The organism is Arthrobacter sp. 10T413_2 (assembly GCF_056394205.1).
In genome coordinates this window covers 13,212-28,781 of the sequence record NZ_JBFTHK010000047.1, presented here as the reverse complement: position 1 = coordinate 28,781, position 15,570 = coordinate 13,212, and the positions used below count along the sequence as shown (strand labels likewise).

General features: G+C 67.4%; 16 protein-coding genes. 14 read left to right on the top strand and 2 right to left on the bottom strand.

Annotated elements, in window-relative coordinates; all coding sequences use genetic code 11:
* Positions 1 to 414: 414 nt before the first annotated feature.
* Complete coding sequence (gene hflX, locus AC1DBQ_RS10060) at positions 415 to 2,013, top strand: GTPase HflX (RefSeq protein ID WP_476928361.1); 1,599 nt, start codon at positions 415 to 417, stop codon at positions 2,011 to 2,013.
* Positions 2,006 to 4,168 (top strand): ATP-dependent DNA helicase, encoded by a 2,163-nt coding sequence (locus AC1DBQ_RS10055; protein ID WP_476928360.1) that lies wholly within the window; start codon positions 2,006 to 2,008, stop codon positions 4,166 to 4,168. Before hflX ends, AC1DBQ_RS10055 begins: the two co-directional genes overlap by 8 nt.
* A gap of 80 nt (positions 4,169 to 4,248) precedes the next feature.
* Here the strand turns inward: AC1DBQ_RS10055 and lexA are convergent, their stop codons facing one another.
* Positions 4,249 to 4,998, bottom strand: a complete 750-nt coding sequence (gene lexA / locus AC1DBQ_RS10050; RefSeq protein ID WP_476928359.1) for a transcriptional repressor LexA — start codon at positions 4,996 to 4,998, stop codon at positions 4,249 to 4,251.
* 353 nt (positions 4,999 to 5,351) lie between these two features.
* Between lexA and AC1DBQ_RS10045 the strand changes: the two genes are divergently transcribed.
* The 8 genes from AC1DBQ_RS10045 (at position 5,352) to AC1DBQ_RS10010 (ending at position 11,624) form a co-directional block, all read left to right on the top strand.
* Positions 5,352 to 5,741: a LysM peptidoglycan-binding domain-containing protein gene (locus AC1DBQ_RS10045; protein ID WP_476928358.1), complete on the top strand. Its 390-nt coding sequence runs from the start codon at positions 5,352 to 5,354 to the stop codon at positions 5,739 to 5,741.
* 68 nt (positions 5,742 to 5,809) lie between these two features.
* Positions 5,810 to 6,928: a histidinol-phosphate transaminase gene (locus AC1DBQ_RS10040; RefSeq protein WP_476928357.1), complete on the top strand. Its 1,119-nt coding sequence runs from the start codon at positions 5,810 to 5,812 to the stop codon at positions 6,926 to 6,928.
* A gap of 70 nt (positions 6,929 to 6,998) precedes the next feature.
* On the top strand, positions 6,999 to 7,625 hold the full coding sequence (hisB, locus tag AC1DBQ_RS10035; RefSeq protein WP_476928356.1) for an imidazoleglycerol-phosphate dehydratase HisB: 627 nt from the start codon (positions 6,999 to 7,001) through the stop codon (positions 7,623 to 7,625).
* Complete coding sequence (gene hisH, locus AC1DBQ_RS10030) at positions 7,622 to 8,353, top strand: imidazole glycerol phosphate synthase subunit HisH (RefSeq protein WP_476928355.1); 732 nt, start codon at positions 7,622 to 7,624, stop codon at positions 8,351 to 8,353. Before hisB ends, hisH begins: the two co-directional genes overlap by 4 nt.
* Entirely contained in the window at positions 8,354 to 8,512 is a 159-nt protein-coding gene (locus tag AC1DBQ_RS10025) for a hypothetical protein (protein ID WP_476928354.1), read from the top strand.
* Positions 8,513 to 8,560: 48 nt separating this feature from the next.
* Positions 8,561 to 9,307, top strand: a complete 747-nt coding sequence (gene priA / locus AC1DBQ_RS10020) for a bifunctional 1-(5-phosphoribosyl)-5-((5-phosphoribosylamino)methylideneamino)imidazole-4-carboxamide isomerase/phosphoribosylanthranilate isomerase PriA (protein ID WP_476928353.1) — start codon at positions 8,561 to 8,563, stop codon at positions 9,305 to 9,307.
* A 13-nt stretch (positions 9,308 to 9,320) separates the two neighbouring features.
* On the top strand, positions 9,321 to 10,247 hold the full coding sequence (locus tag AC1DBQ_RS10015) for an SseB family protein (RefSeq protein ID WP_476928352.1): 927 nt from the start codon (positions 9,321 to 9,323) through the stop codon (positions 10,245 to 10,247).
* A gap of 63 nt (positions 10,248 to 10,310) precedes the next feature.
* Positions 10,311 to 11,624, top strand: coding sequence for an MFS transporter (locus AC1DBQ_RS10010; protein ID WP_476928351.1), 1,314 nt, complete (start codon positions 10,311 to 10,313; stop codon positions 11,622 to 11,624).
* Between the two features lie 174 nt (positions 11,625 to 11,798).
* Here the strand turns inward: AC1DBQ_RS10010 and AC1DBQ_RS10005 are convergent, their stop codons facing one another.
* On the bottom strand, positions 11,799 to 12,185 hold the full coding sequence (locus tag AC1DBQ_RS10005) for a DUF1844 domain-containing protein (protein WP_476928350.1): 387 nt from the start codon (positions 12,183 to 12,185) through the stop codon (positions 11,799 to 11,801).
* Between the two features lie 440 nt (positions 12,186 to 12,625).
* Between AC1DBQ_RS10005 and infC the strand changes: the two genes are divergently transcribed.
* The 4 genes from infC (at position 12,626) to AC1DBQ_RS09985 (ending at position 15,550) form a co-directional block, all read left to right on the top strand.
* Positions 12,626 to 13,687 carry a translation initiation factor IF-3 gene (gene infC / locus AC1DBQ_RS10000; RefSeq protein ID WP_476928349.1) on the top strand — a complete coding sequence of 354 codons (1,062 nt, stop codon included), beginning with the start codon at positions 12,626 to 12,628 and terminating at the stop codon, positions 13,685 to 13,687.
* Positions 13,688 to 13,802: 115 nt separating this feature from the next.
* Positions 13,803 to 13,997, top strand: a complete 195-nt coding sequence (gene rpmI / locus AC1DBQ_RS09995) for a 50S ribosomal protein L35 (protein WP_009358635.1) — start codon at positions 13,803 to 13,805, stop codon at positions 13,995 to 13,997.
* Between the two features lie 120 nt (positions 13,998 to 14,117).
* Positions 14,118 to 14,588 (top strand): 50S ribosomal protein L20, encoded by a 471-nt coding sequence (gene rplT, locus AC1DBQ_RS09990; RefSeq protein ID WP_476928348.1) that lies wholly within the window; start codon positions 14,118 to 14,120, stop codon positions 14,586 to 14,588.
* A 65-nt stretch (positions 14,589 to 14,653) separates the two neighbouring features.
* On the top strand, positions 14,654 to 15,550 hold the full coding sequence (locus AC1DBQ_RS09985) for a TrmH family RNA methyltransferase (RefSeq protein ID WP_476928347.1): 897 nt from the start codon (positions 14,654 to 14,656) through the stop codon (positions 15,548 to 15,550).
* The last annotated feature ends 20 nt before the right edge of the window (positions 15,551 to 15,570 follow it).

Here is a 15,570-nt window from a genome sequence, read left to right as displayed (position 1 = left end):
GCTCAGTGCCCCATCGCCATGTCGAGTTATCTCGCCGGCAGGTGCACGAAACACTTGGAATCCAACCGCTTTTCTCGGCAACGCCTTGACGGTGGCCCTTCTTTCCTTGACACCGTGCCTGGCCCGATTCCGGGGCCGGCCCGGCGGACGGCAATTACCTCACTGCGTTCCCCGCAGCCAGGCGCCTCGGGCGCCTCTCTCACCAAGCCGCTCTCTTCACCTAGCCGATCTCTTCACCTAGCTGTTCTCTTTACCCAGCCAGCGCTCCGTCCGGAGCCAGCCCTGCCCCCGGGACCGTTGCCGCGGGCATTCCAGGAGGCCTGCATGACCCCTCGCCGTCAGCCCAGCGCGAATACCGCCCCACAGAGCACCAATCGGCACTATTCTGAAATAGCCGAACCCCTAAAGGAGACCATGACCAGCCAGCCCAACACCGGACCCGATTCAGCCGCCCAGGACATGAGCCCTGAGGAGATCCAGGCTGTTATCGACCGGATCCTCTCCAAGGACACCCCTGCCCCGAATGCGGGCCGCGGCACCGGAGCCAACGACGCGGCCGGCACGAGTGCCGGCGGCCAGAAGGCGGTGTTCGGCACGGCACAGGCCATCTCGCGCCTGGATGACGTGTACACGAACTTCGACGGCGACCAGCAGGACCTCGAGGAAMGCCAMGCCCTGCGCCGCAAGGCGGGCCTGTCCACCGAACTCGAGGACGTCACCGAGGTCGAATACCGTCAGMTGCGCCTGGAACGCGTGGTCCTTGCCGGACTCTGGAGCGAAGGTACCCTCGCCGACGCCGAGAACTCCCTGCGTGAACTTGCGGCCCTCGCTGAGACAGCCGGCTCTGAGGTCCTGGACGGGCTCGTCCAGCGCCGGGCCAAGCCCGACCCCGGGACCTTCCTCGGCTCCGGCAAGGCGCAGGAACTCAAAGCCATCGTGATGTCCACGGGCGCCGACACCGTAGTGGTCGACGCCGAACTCGCCCCGTCCCAGCGGCGCGGCCTGGAGGACATCGTCAAGGTCAAAGTCATCGACCGCACCGCGCTCATCCTGGACATCTTCGCGCAGCATGCCAAGAGCCGGGAAGGCAAGGCACAGGTGGAACTGGCCCAGCTCGAATACCTGCTCCCGCGCCTGCGCGGCTGGGGCGAGTCGATGTCCCGCCAGGCCGGTGGCCAGGTGGGCGGCGCCGGCRCCRGCATGGGTTCCCGTGGTCCCGGTGAAACCAAGATCGAACTGGACCGCCGCCGGATCCGCACCCGCATGGCCAAGCTGCGGCGCGAAATCGCCGCTATGAAGCCCGCCCGGKAAACGAAGCGCGCCAACCGTCGTCGTAATGCCGTGCCGTCAGTAGCGATCGCCGGCTACACCAACGCCGGGAAGTCCTCGCTCCTGAACCGCCTGACCGACGCCGGGGTGCTGGTGGAGAACGCCCTGTTCGCCACCCTGGACCCCACCGTGCGCAAGGCAGAAACCGCTKACGGCCTCGGCTACACGCTGGCGGACACCGTGGGATTCGTCCGCTCGCTGCCCACCCAGCTCGTGGAAGCATTCCGCTCCACCCTGGAAGAGGTGGCCGACTCGGACCTCATCCTGCACGTCGTGGACGTCTCGCACCCCGACCCCGAAGGCCAGATCGCCGCAGTCCGGGCAGTCTTCAGCGAAGTCGACGCCCGCAAGGTTCCGGAAATCATCGTCCTGAACAAGGCCGACGCCGCCKACCCGTTTGTGGTCGAACGGCTCAAGCAGCGCGAACCGCGCCACGTGGTGGTCTCGGCACGCACAGGTGAAGGCATCCCGGAACTGCTCAAAGCCATCAGTGACGGCATTCCGCGCCCCGGCGTGAAGCTTGAGCTGTTGATCCCGTACAACCGCGGCGATCTGCTCAACAAGCTCCACGAGACCGATGCCGAGATCCTCAGCCTCGAGCACGAGGAAACCGGCACCCGGGCCGTGGTGATGGTGCGCGAAGGACTCGCCGCTGAACTGGATCCCTTCATCAGCAATGACTGAGGCTGCGGTTACCAAAGCCAAGGCCGGATCCTCGGACGCCGGGGCCGCTGACGCGGAACCGGCCGACGGAGCGACGGGCGAGGACGCCGCGGACGGCAACACGGCGTCCGGCAACTCGGCCGGCGGGGCCGGCGAGGAGTTCGTGATTGAGCTGCTCGACCGTGCCGTGTCCGGCATGGGTGGCCAGAGCCGAGACGGCCAGCACGAAATGGCCCGGCAGGTGGCGCGCGCGATCGACAGCGGCGACCACCTGCTGGTCCAGGCCGGCACGGGCACCGGCAAGTCACTGGCGTACCTGATTCCGCTGATCGCCCATTCCCTGACCAGCAACAAGCCCACTCTGGTCTCCACCGCGACCCTGGCACTGCAGACCCAGATTGTCGGCCGCGACCTGCCCCGGCTGCTCAAGACCATCACCCCGGCCCTGGAGCGGCCAGTCAAGGTTGCCCTGGTGAAGGGCCGGTCCAACTACGTGTGCCGGCACAAGATCGAGGGCGGCTTCCCGTCCGAGGAACCGTCCGAGGGGCAACTGTTCTCCCTCGGCGAGGACACATCCGTGCCGCACTTTGCCGCCGCGCTGGGCGGGCCGTCCTCCCAGCTCGGCAAGGAAGTGGTGCGCCTGCGCGAATGGGCGGAGGAGACGGCCACGGGGGACCGGGACGAACTCATGCCCGGTGTCACGGACCGGGCCTGGCGGCAGGTCTCCGTCACGTCCATGGAGTGCCTCGGCGCGCAGAAGTGCCCGCTCGCGGCCGAATGCTTCAGTGAACTGGCCCGGCAGAACGCCGCCGATGCCGACGTCGTGGTCACCAACCACGCCATGCTCGCCGTCAGCGCCTTCGAAGGCCTGGCGGTCCTGCCCGAGTACGACGTCGTGGTGGTGGACGAGGCCCACGAACTGCAGGACCGCGTCACAGGCGCAGTCTCCGGCCAGCTCTCCGTCGCGATGGTCCACGCCGCTGCGTCCGGGGCCCGGAAGCACACAGGCATCACCGTGGACGCCCTGAACAATGCCGCCTCCCACCTGGAGCTCGCCATCGAAGGCGTCCCCAGCGGGTTGATGCCCAACGGCCTGAACACCGAGCAGCTCGACTGCATCGACCAGTTGCGCGACGCCTGCCGCGCCGCGCTGTCCGATTCCAAGGGGGACAGTTCCACGACGGCCGACGGCGGTCGCCAGCTCGCCCGGTCCCGCCTCATGGTCATCCTGGAACTTTGCGAACGCCTCCTGGCCGCGCGGGAAAACCGCGAAGTCGTGTGGTTCTCCCGCAATAGCAGCTTCGACCCGGCGCAGGGTTACTCCCAGCCGGACGAGACCGCGCCGGCCTTGATCAATGTGGCCCCGTTGAGCGTCGCGGGGCGGCTGCGTGAAGGACTGTTCGCGGACCACACCGTCATACTGACATCGGCCACGCTCGCCATCGGGGCGGCGTTCGAGCCGGCCGCCGGAGGCCTCGGTCTGGTCGGCAGCGGCGCCCCGAGCTGGACCGGCGTCGACGTCGGGTCCCCCTTCGACTATCCGAAGCAKGGCATCCTCTATGTCGCCCAGCACCTGCCCAAGCCCGGCCGCGGCTCGTCCCCGGAGGCCCTGGACKAACTCGAGAAACTGATCCGTGCCTCCGGCGGCGGGGCCCTGTGCCTGTTTTCCTCCCGGCGGGCGGCGGAGGAGGCCTCCGAGGCGATKCGGCCGCGGCTGGGCCTCAGCATCCTGTGCCAGGGGGAGTCGAGCATGACAGCGCTCGTGCGGCAGTTTGCCGACGAGCCGGACACATGTTTGTTCGGCACGATGTCCCTGTGGCAGGGCGTCGACGTTCCCGGAGTGTCCTGCCGCCTGGTGGTCATTGACAGGATTCCGTTCCCGCGGCCGGACGACCCGCTCATGACAGCACGTTCCCGTGCGGTGGCGCAGGCCGGGGGCAACGGCTTCATGTCCGTCTCGGCCACGCACGCCGCAATCCGCCTGGCGCAGGGCGCCGGCCGGCTGATCCGCTCGACCTCGGACAAGGGGGTGGTGGCGGTGCTGGATTCGCGGCTGTCCACGGAGCGCTACGGCGKGTTCCTCCGCGCCGCGCTTCCGCCGTTCTGGCCCACCACGGATCCTTCGATCGCCRTGGCCGCMTTGAAGCGGCTGGCGAAGGACTCCGGAAAGAACTAAAAGCAGGGGMCGGAGCCGCGGCTCCGGCCCCTGGTAGCCGTCCCGGGGATGGCTACCCCGGGAGGCCTGCCACGGGGTGGCTACAGGGAGCGGAGCACCGAGACGACCTTGCCCATGATCACGGCGTGGTCGCCGAGGATGGGCTCGTACTGGGTGTTTTGCGGCAGCAGCCACGTGTGGCCGTCGCGCTGGCGGAACGTCTTGACCGTTGCTTCATCATCGAGCAGCGCGGCCACGATGTCGCCGTTCACGGCGTCACCCTGGCGGCGGACAACCACCCAGTCGCCGTCGCAGATGGCGGCATCGATCATCGAGTCGCCGGCCACCTTGAGCATGAAGAGTTCGCCGTGGCCCACCAGCTGGCGCGGCAGCGGCATGACGTCCTCCACCACCTGGTCGGCGAGGATCGGTCCGCCGGCCGCGATGCGTCCGACAAACGGCACCATTGCCGTGTCGGTGGCGCTGGCGAGTTCGGTCACGGAGAGACCACCGACGGCGCGAAGGCCGCTGGACTTCTCGACGCCCGAAATGGCCCTCGTCCCCTCGTCCAGGGTCAGCGGCATGAGCACTTCCATGGCCCGTGGACGCTTTGGGTCCCGACGCAGGTACCCGAGCTTTTCAAGTTGGGACAGCTGATGGGTAACGCTCGACAAGCTGGCGAGTCCGACGGTGTCGCCKATTTCGMGCATGGACGGCGGGTAGCCGTTGTCACTGACGGAGCGCTGGATCGTTTCCAGGATCTTCTTCTGCCGGACGGTCAGGCTCTTGGGGGCCCGTGCAGGCTGGGCGCTCCGTGAGCCGGCCCGGCCGCCGGTGGCTGGTGCTGCCATGTTCGCCAACGCCTTTCCGTTCCACCCGGCCGCCGTGGCTGCTGTCACCGGGAACTTCCGGCCTGAAATGTCAGACCCTCCTGATCAACTGCCGATGAACGAGTTCACAAGCTGTTGTTCTTTCCCTCAAAAGTAGGCCAGCGGCAGAGCTTTTTCAAACATTTGTTCTAGCGAGTCTCGACATCGTTCGTTACTAAGTGCTAAAACAGAACTAGCAAAGTTCGAATATGTGTTCGATTTAGGATTTTCGACTCGGGCGCATTCTTCGGTTCTATGTTCGAAGGTTCGGTCGGTTGGCGGCGAGTACGTGGAGTACGCCGGGCGGCACCGTATGGTCCAGGAGGGCTCAGTTCATGTCAGCATCAAGCGCGTTTCACAGCACTTTTGATCACAGCGTTACGGACCGCGAGGTCACCCGGCAGCCGAAGCAGGCGCCGCTGCGGCTCACCCGGCGCGGACGGTTCGTCTTCTTCGGGATCCCGCTAATCCTGCTGGCAGCGCTCATCTTGTCGTTCAGCGGATTCCTTACCGCTCCTGCCAAGGCGGCGGATTCCGCAGACCAGCTCAATGTGACCCCCACTGTTTCCGTGACAGTCCAGCCGGGGGAGTCCCTCTGGGCCATTGCGGGGACCGTGGCGCCGGAACGCGATCCCCGTGACGTCGTGGCCGATATCGTGCAGTTGAACAACCTTGATGCCGCGCGTGTAATGCCGGGCCAGCAGCTGTTCGTTCCGTCCAAGTAGGTACCGCCGGCGTCCGTCCCGGGCGTCACAGTTTCAGCGCCCGTCCCGCTTCCACTTAAACTGGTCACGTGACTGACCAGCTTGAGCGCCTCAACCGACTGCCCCTCCGAACCAATCTGCGCGGCCTGCGACCGTATGGCGCACCCCAGCTGGACGTCCCCATTCTGCTCAACGTCAACGAAAACACCCATGGTGTTCCGGCCGACGTCCGCGCCGCTATCACCGAGGCTGTCAGCGCCGCCGCAGCCGGGCTGAACCGGTATCCGGACCGGGAGTTCACCGAATTGCGGGAAGCCCTGGCCGAGTACCTTGGCCACGGTCTGGGCGCGGAGAACATCTGGGCCGCGAACGGCTCCAACGAAGTACTTCAGCAAATCCTCCAGGCCTTTGGCGGCCCCGGCCGGACGGCCCTTGGTTTCCCTCCCACATACTCGATGTACCCACTGCTSGCCGCCGGCACGGACACGGAGTACATTGTTGGCGCCCGCGCGGCGGACTACGGGCTGAGCGCGGAATCGGCTGCCCGCCAGGTCCGGGAGCTGCAGCCCAACATTGTCTTCCTGTGCTCCCCGAACAACCCCACCGGTACCGGACTGGGCCTTGATGTCGTCGAGGCMGTCTATGACGCCGGCGAGGCCAGCCAGAGCATCGTGATCGTCGACGAGGCGTACCACGAGTTCGCCCACGACGGCACGCCCAGCGCGCTGACCCTGCTGCCCGGCCGGGAGCGGCTCATCGTCTCGCGCACCATGAGCAAGGCCTTCGCCCTCGCCGGGGCGCGGCTCGGGTACATGGCCGCGGCTCCGGAGGTCACCGACGCCCTGCGGCTGGTCCGTCTGCCGTACCACCTGTCTGCAATCACGCAGGCGACGGCCCTGGCCGCGCTGCGCCACMGTGTGGCCCTCATGGCCGACGTCGAGGACATCAAGCGCCAGCGCGACCGGATCGTGTCCGAGCTGACCCGCCTGGGCCTCAAGCCGGCGGCTTCCGATTCGAACTACGTGTTCTTCGGCGGCCTGGAGAACCCGCACGACGTCTGGCAGGCCCTGCTGGACGCCGGCGTCCTCATCCGCGACGTCGGCATCCCGGGGCACCTTCGCGTGACTGCGGGCACTGAGACGGAAACCACAGCCTTCCTCGAAGCCCTTGAACGCATCCTGACCAGCCACGCAACGCCGCAGGCMTAGACTTGACGGGGAGCCAGTGCGCCCCGCCAGATTGCCCAGCACCCTGCCTTCTTCCAAAGGACACATCTACATGAGCAACACCGGAGCCACCGCCGCCGAGGGCCGGACCGCACGCATGGAACGCACCACCAGTGAGTCCTCGGTACTGGTCGAGATCAACCTGGACGGCACCGGGGTCTCGGATATCAGTACGTCGGTCCCGTTCTACGACCACATGCTGACGGCGCTGAGCAAGCACTCGCTGATTGACATGACCGTCAAGGCTACCGGCGACACCCACATCGATGTCCACCACACCGTCGAGGACGTGGCCATCACCTTTGGCGAGGTTCTGCGGACCGCATTGGGCAACAAGGCGGGAATCCGCCGCTTCGGCGAGGCGACCGTGCCCCTGGATGAGGCCCTCGCGCAGGCCGTCGTCGACGTCTCGGGCCGGCCCTACCTTGTGCACGCCGGCGAGCCGGCAGGCCAGGAATACCACCTGATCGGCGGCCACTTCACCKGCTCGCTGACCCGCCACGTGTTCGAGGCGATCACGCTCCACGCCGGGATCTGCCTCCACATGAACGTCACGGCCGGGCGCGACCCCCACCACATCGTCGAGGCCCAGTTCAAGGCCTTCGCCCGGGCCCTGCGCGCAGCCGTCGAACCGGACCCCCGGGTCGAGGGCATCCCGTCCACCAAGGKCGCCCTGTGACCGGCCCGGTCCTGCGCGACGGGGCGATCATCGACCCCGCCGCCGGAACCAAGCCGGTGTCTCCGGGGGGAAAGCCGACCGTCACTGTGCTGGACTACGGTTCCGGCAACGTCCGCTCTGCCGTCCGGGCTCTGGAGCGGGCCGGCGCCGAGGTCATCCTCAGTTCCAAGCCCGAGGACGTCCTGAACGCCGACGGCCTCGTCGTCCCCGGCGTCGGCGCCTTCGAAACCGTCATGCGCGAACTCAAGTCCGTGGACGCCATCCGCATGATCGGCCGCCGTGTCGCCGGCGGCCGCCCAGTGCTTGCCATCTGCGTCGGACTCCAGGTGCTGTTCGAGGCAGGCGTCGAACACGGCACGGAAGCCGAAGGCATGGGGGAGTGGCCCGGCAAGGTCGAGTTGCTGCCCGCCGACGTCGTGCCCCACATGGGCTGGAACACCGTCTCCGTCCCGGAGGGATCCAAGTTGTTCGCCGGCGTCGAGGGTGAACGCTTCTACTTCGTGCACTCCTACGGGGTCCAGCACTGGGACTTCGACGTCATCCAGCCCCGGATGGCAGCGCCCCTGGTGACCTGGTCCGAACACGGTGCCCCGTTCATTGCGGCCGTGGAGAACGGGCCGCTGTGCGCCACGCAGTTCCACCCGKAGAAGTCCGGCGATGCCGGCGCCCGGCTCCTGCGCAACTGGGTCGACAGTCTGCGTCCCGCGGCCCCGGAACAGACCGCCTAGATGTGGTMCCTGGTCCTCATGGGCGTCGCCGGCCTGCTGGTCGGCGGCGCAATCTCCTTCCGCCAGCAGAAAAGTCCGCGCTGGGTGGAGGTCGTGTTCTACATCCTGGCCGGCATGTCGCTGCTGGCCGCCTATCTCCTGACCCTGCMGGCGTCCTGACGGCCGCGCCGCGTTCCTGACCCACCATCCCGAGCTGAGGACACCACGATGACCACCGAAACCCCGCTGCCCGTACTCGAGCTTCTGCCTGCCGTTGACGTCGTCAACGGCCAGGCCGTCCGGCTCGTGCAGGGCKAAGCCGGCAGCGAGACGAGCTACGGCACCCCGCTGGAGGCCGCCCTCAACTGGCAGCAGCAGGGGGCCGAGTGGGTGCATMTGGTGGACCTGGACGCCKCATTCGGGCGCGGCTMCAACGCTGAACTGCTGCGCGAGGTCGTGGGGCGGCTGGACATCAAKGTGGAACTCTCCGGCGGCCTGCGCGACGACGAATCCCTCGAGAAGRCGCTCGACCTCGGCGTGGCCCGCGTGAACCTGGGCACCGCGGCACTGGAGAACCCGGAATGGACCTCCCGGGTGATCGAGCGCTTTGGCGATAAGATCGCCGTCGGCCTCGATGTCCGCGGCACCACGCTCGCCGGCCGCGGCTGGACCAAGGAAGGCGGGGACCTCTGGGAGGTGCTCGGCCGCCTCGAAGACGCCGGCTGCGCCCGGTACGTCGTCACCGACGTGACCAAGGACGGCACCCTCCAGGGCCCCAACGTCGAACTCCTGCGCCAGATGGTCGAGAAGACGGGCAAGCCGGTGKTCGCCTCCGGCGGCATTTCCAGCCTTGAGGACCTGCAGGTCCTGCGGTCCCTGGTGCCGCTCGGCGTCGAGGGCGCCATCATCGGCAAGGCCCTCTACAACGGCAACTTCACACTGCCCCAGGCCCTCGACGTCGCCGGCCGCCGCTAAGCGGTCAGCAGTCATGACGCACACCCGCGAGCCCGGCGACACCCACGACCCCCGCAACGCAGTGCAGCCGGACGCCGGCGCGGCTCCGGTCCGGCATCTGCCCGGACATATCGCGGCTGCCCTCGCCGGTGCCGGCGGCGCCACGGACTCCGCCGGCCAACCCTGGGCGGGACGCAGCCTGTCCGGGGAAGCCGCGAAAATCCACAATTTTGAGGACGACGACGGCGCTGCCGACGCCGGCTACCTGGCGGCCGTGGCGAACCTCGCCGCKGGCACCGGCGACGAGGCAGCCGTGGTGGCCGCGCTGGCCACCGCCCGGGTCTTCGTGCCCATCCTGGCCCAGCTCGCCGAGGAGGGGGAAGGAGCCGGCGGCCTCCATGCCGACAAGCAGGCCGATATGGCCCTCGTAACGCTCAAAGCGCCGGACGGGCGGACGGCCATGCCCGTCTTCACCTCGGCGGCGTCACTGGAGGCCTGGCATCCGGAGGCCAGGCCGGTGGCGGTCTACGCGGCCCGGGCGGCCCTGTCCGCCGTTGCGGAAGGTGCCGAGCTGCTCGTGCTGGATCCCGGCGCGGACCTKACGTTCGTGGTCCGCAGGCCGGCGGTCTGGGCACTGGCCCAACAGCAAACCTGGACGCCGTCGTATGCCGATCCGGAACTCGCGCGCGCCCTCGGGGACAGCGCGGTTGGCTTTCCGGCGGTCTGCCGTGTTGAAATTCATCCAGGGGGTGGAATTGCCTCGGCTACAGCCGATGGCAGGCGGCTCCCCGGCGGGGGATCCGGCCCGGAGCTCCGCGTGGTCCTGTACCTTGAGGACGGACTCGACGCCGCCGGCGTGCAGTCCATCGTCKCCGGCCTCAATAACGACTGGGCCCGGAATGAAATCTTTGCCGAGCGGGTTGACTCGATCGAGGTCAAGCTGCAGCGCGCAGCACCATAGCTGACGGCCCAACGGGGGGACCTCCCGGTGCTGCCGTGGGCAGTACCAGAAGGATGTAGTGTCGTGAATTTCGCGCTTTACCGGGAGCTGCTCGCCGYCCGGCCCATCAGGCGGCTCCTGCTGGTCGGGATGATTGCCCGCATACCGCACTCGGCGGCCGGCGTCCTGCTGACCCTGCACATCGTACTGACCCTCGRCCAGGGCTACGCGGCCGCCGGCGCGGCGGCCGCCGTCATGACGATCGGAATCGCCGTCGGGGCGCCCTGGCGCGGACGCCGGGTCGACACCGTGGGACTGCGCAAGGCGCTCATCCCGTCCGTCATCTCCGAGACCGTGATCTGGTCCATCGTGCCGCACGTCTCCTACGAGGTCCTGCTGCCGCTGGTCTTCGTCGGCGGCCTGCTCACGCTGCCCATCTTTAGCGTGGTGCGGCAGTCCCTGGGCGTACTGGCCACCGGGGACCAGCGCCGCACGGCCTTCGCCMTCGATGCCATCGCCACCGAGCTGGTCTTCATGATCGGCCCCGCAGTCGGCGCCGTCGTCGCCACCAGCGGGCAGTCGGTCCTGGGCCTGACAATAGTCGGCGTGGCCACGTCCGTCTCTGGACTGTTCCTCATGTGGTTCAACCCACCCACCCGGAGCGCGACCCCCGATGCCGGGCTCGAGGCGGAAGAGCTCGAGTGCGCGGAGGCCGCCGTCGTCGCCGCTGCGCCGGCCCACCTCCAGGAGGCCGCGGCCGAACTGGCGCCCCTGGCGGCCGCAGCCGAGGAACGGCGGCAGCGGCGCTCCGGCCTGCGCCACCGGGTCATCCACAATTTCAGTTGGTTCACCGCCGCCGTGGGAGCCGTCTTCGCCGTCGCGGCCGGTGCCGGCATGGTCCTCAGCGGCACCGACGTCGGCATCGTCGCAGCCCTCCAGACCGGCGGCCACGAGGCCGAAATCGGGATCGTCTTCGTCTTCTGGTGCGCGGCCTCGGTGGTGGGCGGCATAGTCTACGGCGCCATGCACCGGCCCGTCTCGCCGATCCTCCTGCTGTTGGGAATGTCAGCGCTGACGGTCCCGATGGCGTTCGCGACCGATACCTGGACCCTCAGCCTGCTCTCGCTGTTGCCGGGGCTGCTGTGCGCGCCGGTGCTGTCCGCGGCCTCGGAAAAGGTCGCTGAACTCGTTGACGAGAGCCGTCGCGGCGAGGCGATGGGCTGGTACGGGTCCTCGCTCACCGGCGGCGTGGCGTTGGGCGCGCCGCTCGCCGGGCTGTTCATCGACGTTATCGGCCCGTCGGCTGGCTTCGTCGCCGTGGGGCTGGCCGGTGTGGCCCTCTGCCTCGTAGGACTCGTCCTGCAGCAGATGCGCCGCCGCCGCCTGGCCCACGCCTGACGCCGCGCTGTMCCTGTCAGAGGGGCCGCGCCGGGCCCGGGCGAAGGGGGCCGCACTGAGTCCCGATGGATCGAAGCAGAGTTAACGACGCCGGCGGGCGGACCCGGATGGTCCGCCCGCCGGCGTGTCATAGCTGACGAAAGTGCTGAGGTGGCCGTGGCTAGGTGGCCGTGACTAGTTAACCGGGCCGGTGTACTTCTMKCCCGGGCCCTTGCCCGGAGCATCCGGGATGATCGATTCCTCGCGGAAGGCCAGCTGCAGCGAACGCAGTCCGTCGCGCAACGGCCCGGCGTGCTGTGAGCCGATTTCCGGTGCCGCGGACGTCACCAGGCCGGCGAGGGCGGTGATCAGTTTGCGGGCCTCGTCAAGGTCCTTGAGTTCCTGGGCATTTKCCTCGGCGGCGAGGCCCAGCTTCACTGCGGCGGCACTCATCAGGTGCACGGCGGCCGTGGTGATGACCTCGATCGCGGGGACTTCCGAGATGTCGCGAATCTGCTGCGAGACGTCGGCCTGTGCGGCTGCTGGCTCGAAGACATGGGAATTACTGTCTGAAGTGCTCATGCTGGTAAGCTTGTCACAGACCGACTGAATGTCGTTATTCTGCAGTGCTTCTTACGTGTGGTGCTTGTTTTTGACTGGTGCTTCCTGGCGTAGGTGGTGCCCGGCGACGCACATGTGCGTTGAGCGGGTATTTTTCTGTAGAATTGACTTTTAGTTTGCAAGCGGAGTTCTCTCCCACCCGCGTCAGCCGCGAAACTTCCTTCGGGAAGCCCCTCCCTCATGGGAGTCAAGGTTGCCGGGTACCTGGTCGGGCACAACCTCGGACTCCGGTCCGGCGAAAGTGCATGCCGCCTCATTGAGGCCGGCAGTTCCGATCTCGAGGCCTTCGATTGCTCCRGCAATTGGGGGCCTTCTCTTTTTGCCGGTGGAATACCCCTCACGAACACAGGAGCTTTAACATTAGCGAGCCAAGAATCAATGAGCGTATCCGCGTCCCCGAGGTGCGGCTGGTCGGCCCTGCAGGCGAACAGGTAKGAATTGTCCGTATTGAGGATGCCCTGCGTTTGGCTGCCGAGTCCGATCTTGATCTCGTTGAAGTTGCACCGCAGGCCAAGCCTCCGGTGTGCAAGCTGATGGACTTCGGCAAGTACAAGTACGAGGCCGCTGTCAAGGCGCGCGAGGCCCGGAAGAACCAGACCAACACGGTCMTGAAGGAAATCCGCTTCCGCCTGAAGATTGACACCCACGACTACGAGACGAAGCGCGGCCACGCGCTCCGCTTCCTCGGCGCTGGTGACAAGGTCAAGGCCATGATCCAGTTCCGCGGCCGTGAGCAGCAACGTCCGGAGATGGGCATCCGCCTGCTCCAGCGTTTCGCTGACGACGTCGCCGAAGTTGGCGTTGTGGAGTCCAGCCCCCGGATCGATGGCCGCAACATGGTCATGGTGGTGGGCCCGCTGAAGAACAAGGCTGAAGCCAAGGCAGAGGCCCGCCGCGCAACGCAGCGTGCGGAAGCCAAGGCTGAGAACGAAGCCAAGGCATCAGGCCGCGTCGACGTCTCCGGCGGCAACGCTCCGCTGACGCAGACGCTGTCCGACCTCCTGCCGGAAGGCTACGTCGTAGCGACGGAGGCTCCTGCAACGGAGGCTCCCGCGGTCGAAGAAGCCAAGGTCGAAGAGGCCACGGCCGAAGCGGCGGCTGCCACGCAGGCCCCGGTCGAGGAGACCAAGGCCGAGGTGGCTCCCGCCCAGGAAGCCCCGAAGGAGGCTGCTCCCAAGGCAGCCGAGAAGCCGGCAGCAGCCAAGGCTCCCGAGGCTCCGAAGGCGGCCGAGAAGCCCGCAGCGGCCAAGGCTCCCGTGGCTCCGAAGGCCGCTCCGGCCCCGGCCCCCGTGGCCAAGGCTCCGGAGGAGAAGGCTGCGGAATCCGCTCCGGCCGCTMCGGCAGCAGCACCGAAGCCGGTCGCTGCTCCGAAGCCGGTTCCGAGACCTGCAGCTCCGAAGCCCGCAGCACGGCCGGCCGCCCCCCGGGCTGCCGCCAAGCCCGGCAGCAAGAAGACCAACTAGTTCACGGCTGCCGGACAGCAATGTCCGGCAGCAAGCAACCAGCATGCCGCCCGCAGGGGCGGCTGCACAAAAGAGCTGCAGACTTTTCTGCGGATACGTAAGGAGATCGGTTCCCATGCCGAAGATGAAGACCCACAGCGGTGCTAAGAAGCGCTTCAAGCTKACCGGTAGCGGCAAGCTGCGCCGTCAGCAGGCCAACCGCCGTCACTACCTCGAGCACAAGTCCTCACGGCTGACCCGTCGCCTTGCCGGCGACAAGATCGTCTTCAAGGGCGACGCCAAGGTCATCCGCAAGATGCTCGGCATCTAAGTTCCAAGTTCTCTGATTGCCGGCCACCTGGCGGCAGTCAACTACCAAAAAGGCTTCTCAGGCCAGCCGGACTTTTCCGGCAGTAGACGCTTGGGATCAGAATTCTGAAGGAGTACGCACGTGGCACGTGTGAAGAGGGCTGTAAACGCCCACAAGAAGCGCCGGGTTATCCTCGAACGCGCAAAGGGCTACCGCGGACAGCGCTCACGCCTGTACCGCAAGGCCAAAGAGCAGCTGCTGCACTCGTTTGTGTACAGCTACGGCGACCGCAAGAAGAAGAAGGGCGATTTCCGCCGTCTTTGGATCCAGCGCATCAACGCTGCATCCCGCGCCAACGGCCTGACTTACAACCGCCTGATCCAGGGMCTGAAGGCCGCTGAGGTTGAGGTTGACCGCCGCATGCTGGCCGAGCTCGCCGTTTCCGACGCCAACGCCTTCGCCGCGCTGGTCAAGGTTGCCAAGGACGCGCTGCCCGCCGACACGTCAGCTCCGGCTGTCCAGGCTGAGGCCGCTCCGGCTCCGAAGGCCGCCAAGAAGGCTCCCGCGAAGAAGCCTGCTGCCAAGAAGGCCACCGACGAGGCTGCAAAGTAGTTCCCGCAGCAGTTGAAAAACTGCAGCGTTCAGGAACCGGCTGCGAGAGCAACTAAGGTTCTTATATGAACGAAACCGGGCGCCCGCAAGATCTTCCACTTTCCAACCCCCGAGCCGATCGGGTGAGGAAGGTGGCACAACTTGCCGGGCGCCCGGCCCGTTTAAAGCGACGCGAGTTCCTGGCGGAGGGGCCGCAGGCGGTCCGGGAAGCCCTCGTCCTACACCAAAAGAGGCTCGCCGCGGGGGAACCCGGCATTGTCTATGAGGTCTACGCCAGCGAGTCGTGCCTGGACCGGCATCCGGATCTGGAGACACTCGCGGAGGGCACCACCGCCTACCTCGCCACCGACGAAGTGCTTGCCGCGATGGCGGACACGGTCACCCCGCAGGGCGTTCTCGCGGTCTGCGGTTTCCTGGACGTTGGCCTCGATGAGGTGTTGGACGCCGGGCCGCGGCTGATCGCCGTCCTTTGCCAGGTCCGCGACCCCGGCAACGCCGGAACCGTCCTGCGCGCCGCCGACGCTGCCGGCGCGGACGCGGTGGTCCTKACCGGATCCAGCGTGGACATCTACAACCCCAAAGCGGTCCGTTCGACGGCGGGATCCCTCTTCCACCTGCCGATCGTCCTCGGCGCCGATGCGGCCGACATCGTGGCCCGCTGCAAGGAACGGGGGATCGGCGTCCTAGCCGCCGACGGCTACGGCCAACTGAACCTGGACCGTCTCCAGGACGAGAATGCGGCCCGCCGGCTGGGCGCTTCCGCCGCGGAATCGGTCTACTCGTTGGAACAGCCCACCGCCTGGCTTTTTGGCAACGAGGCCCAGGGCCTGTCCGAGGACGAAATTGCGCTGGCCGACCACCGGGTGGCCGTGCCGGTCTACGGGCAAGCGGAGAGCCTCAACCTCGGCACCGCGGCCACTGTTTGCCTCTACGCCAGCGCCCGGTCCCAGCAGGTGCCCTAAGGGCCCCGCTGCCCGAAAGG

Bases quoted from the DNA above. Each gene is read 5' to 3' on its own strand.
- AC1DBQ_RS10045 (WP_476928358.1), top strand. From the start codon at position 5,352: ATGTCAGCATCAAGCGCGTTTCACAGCACTTTTGATCACAGCGTTACG.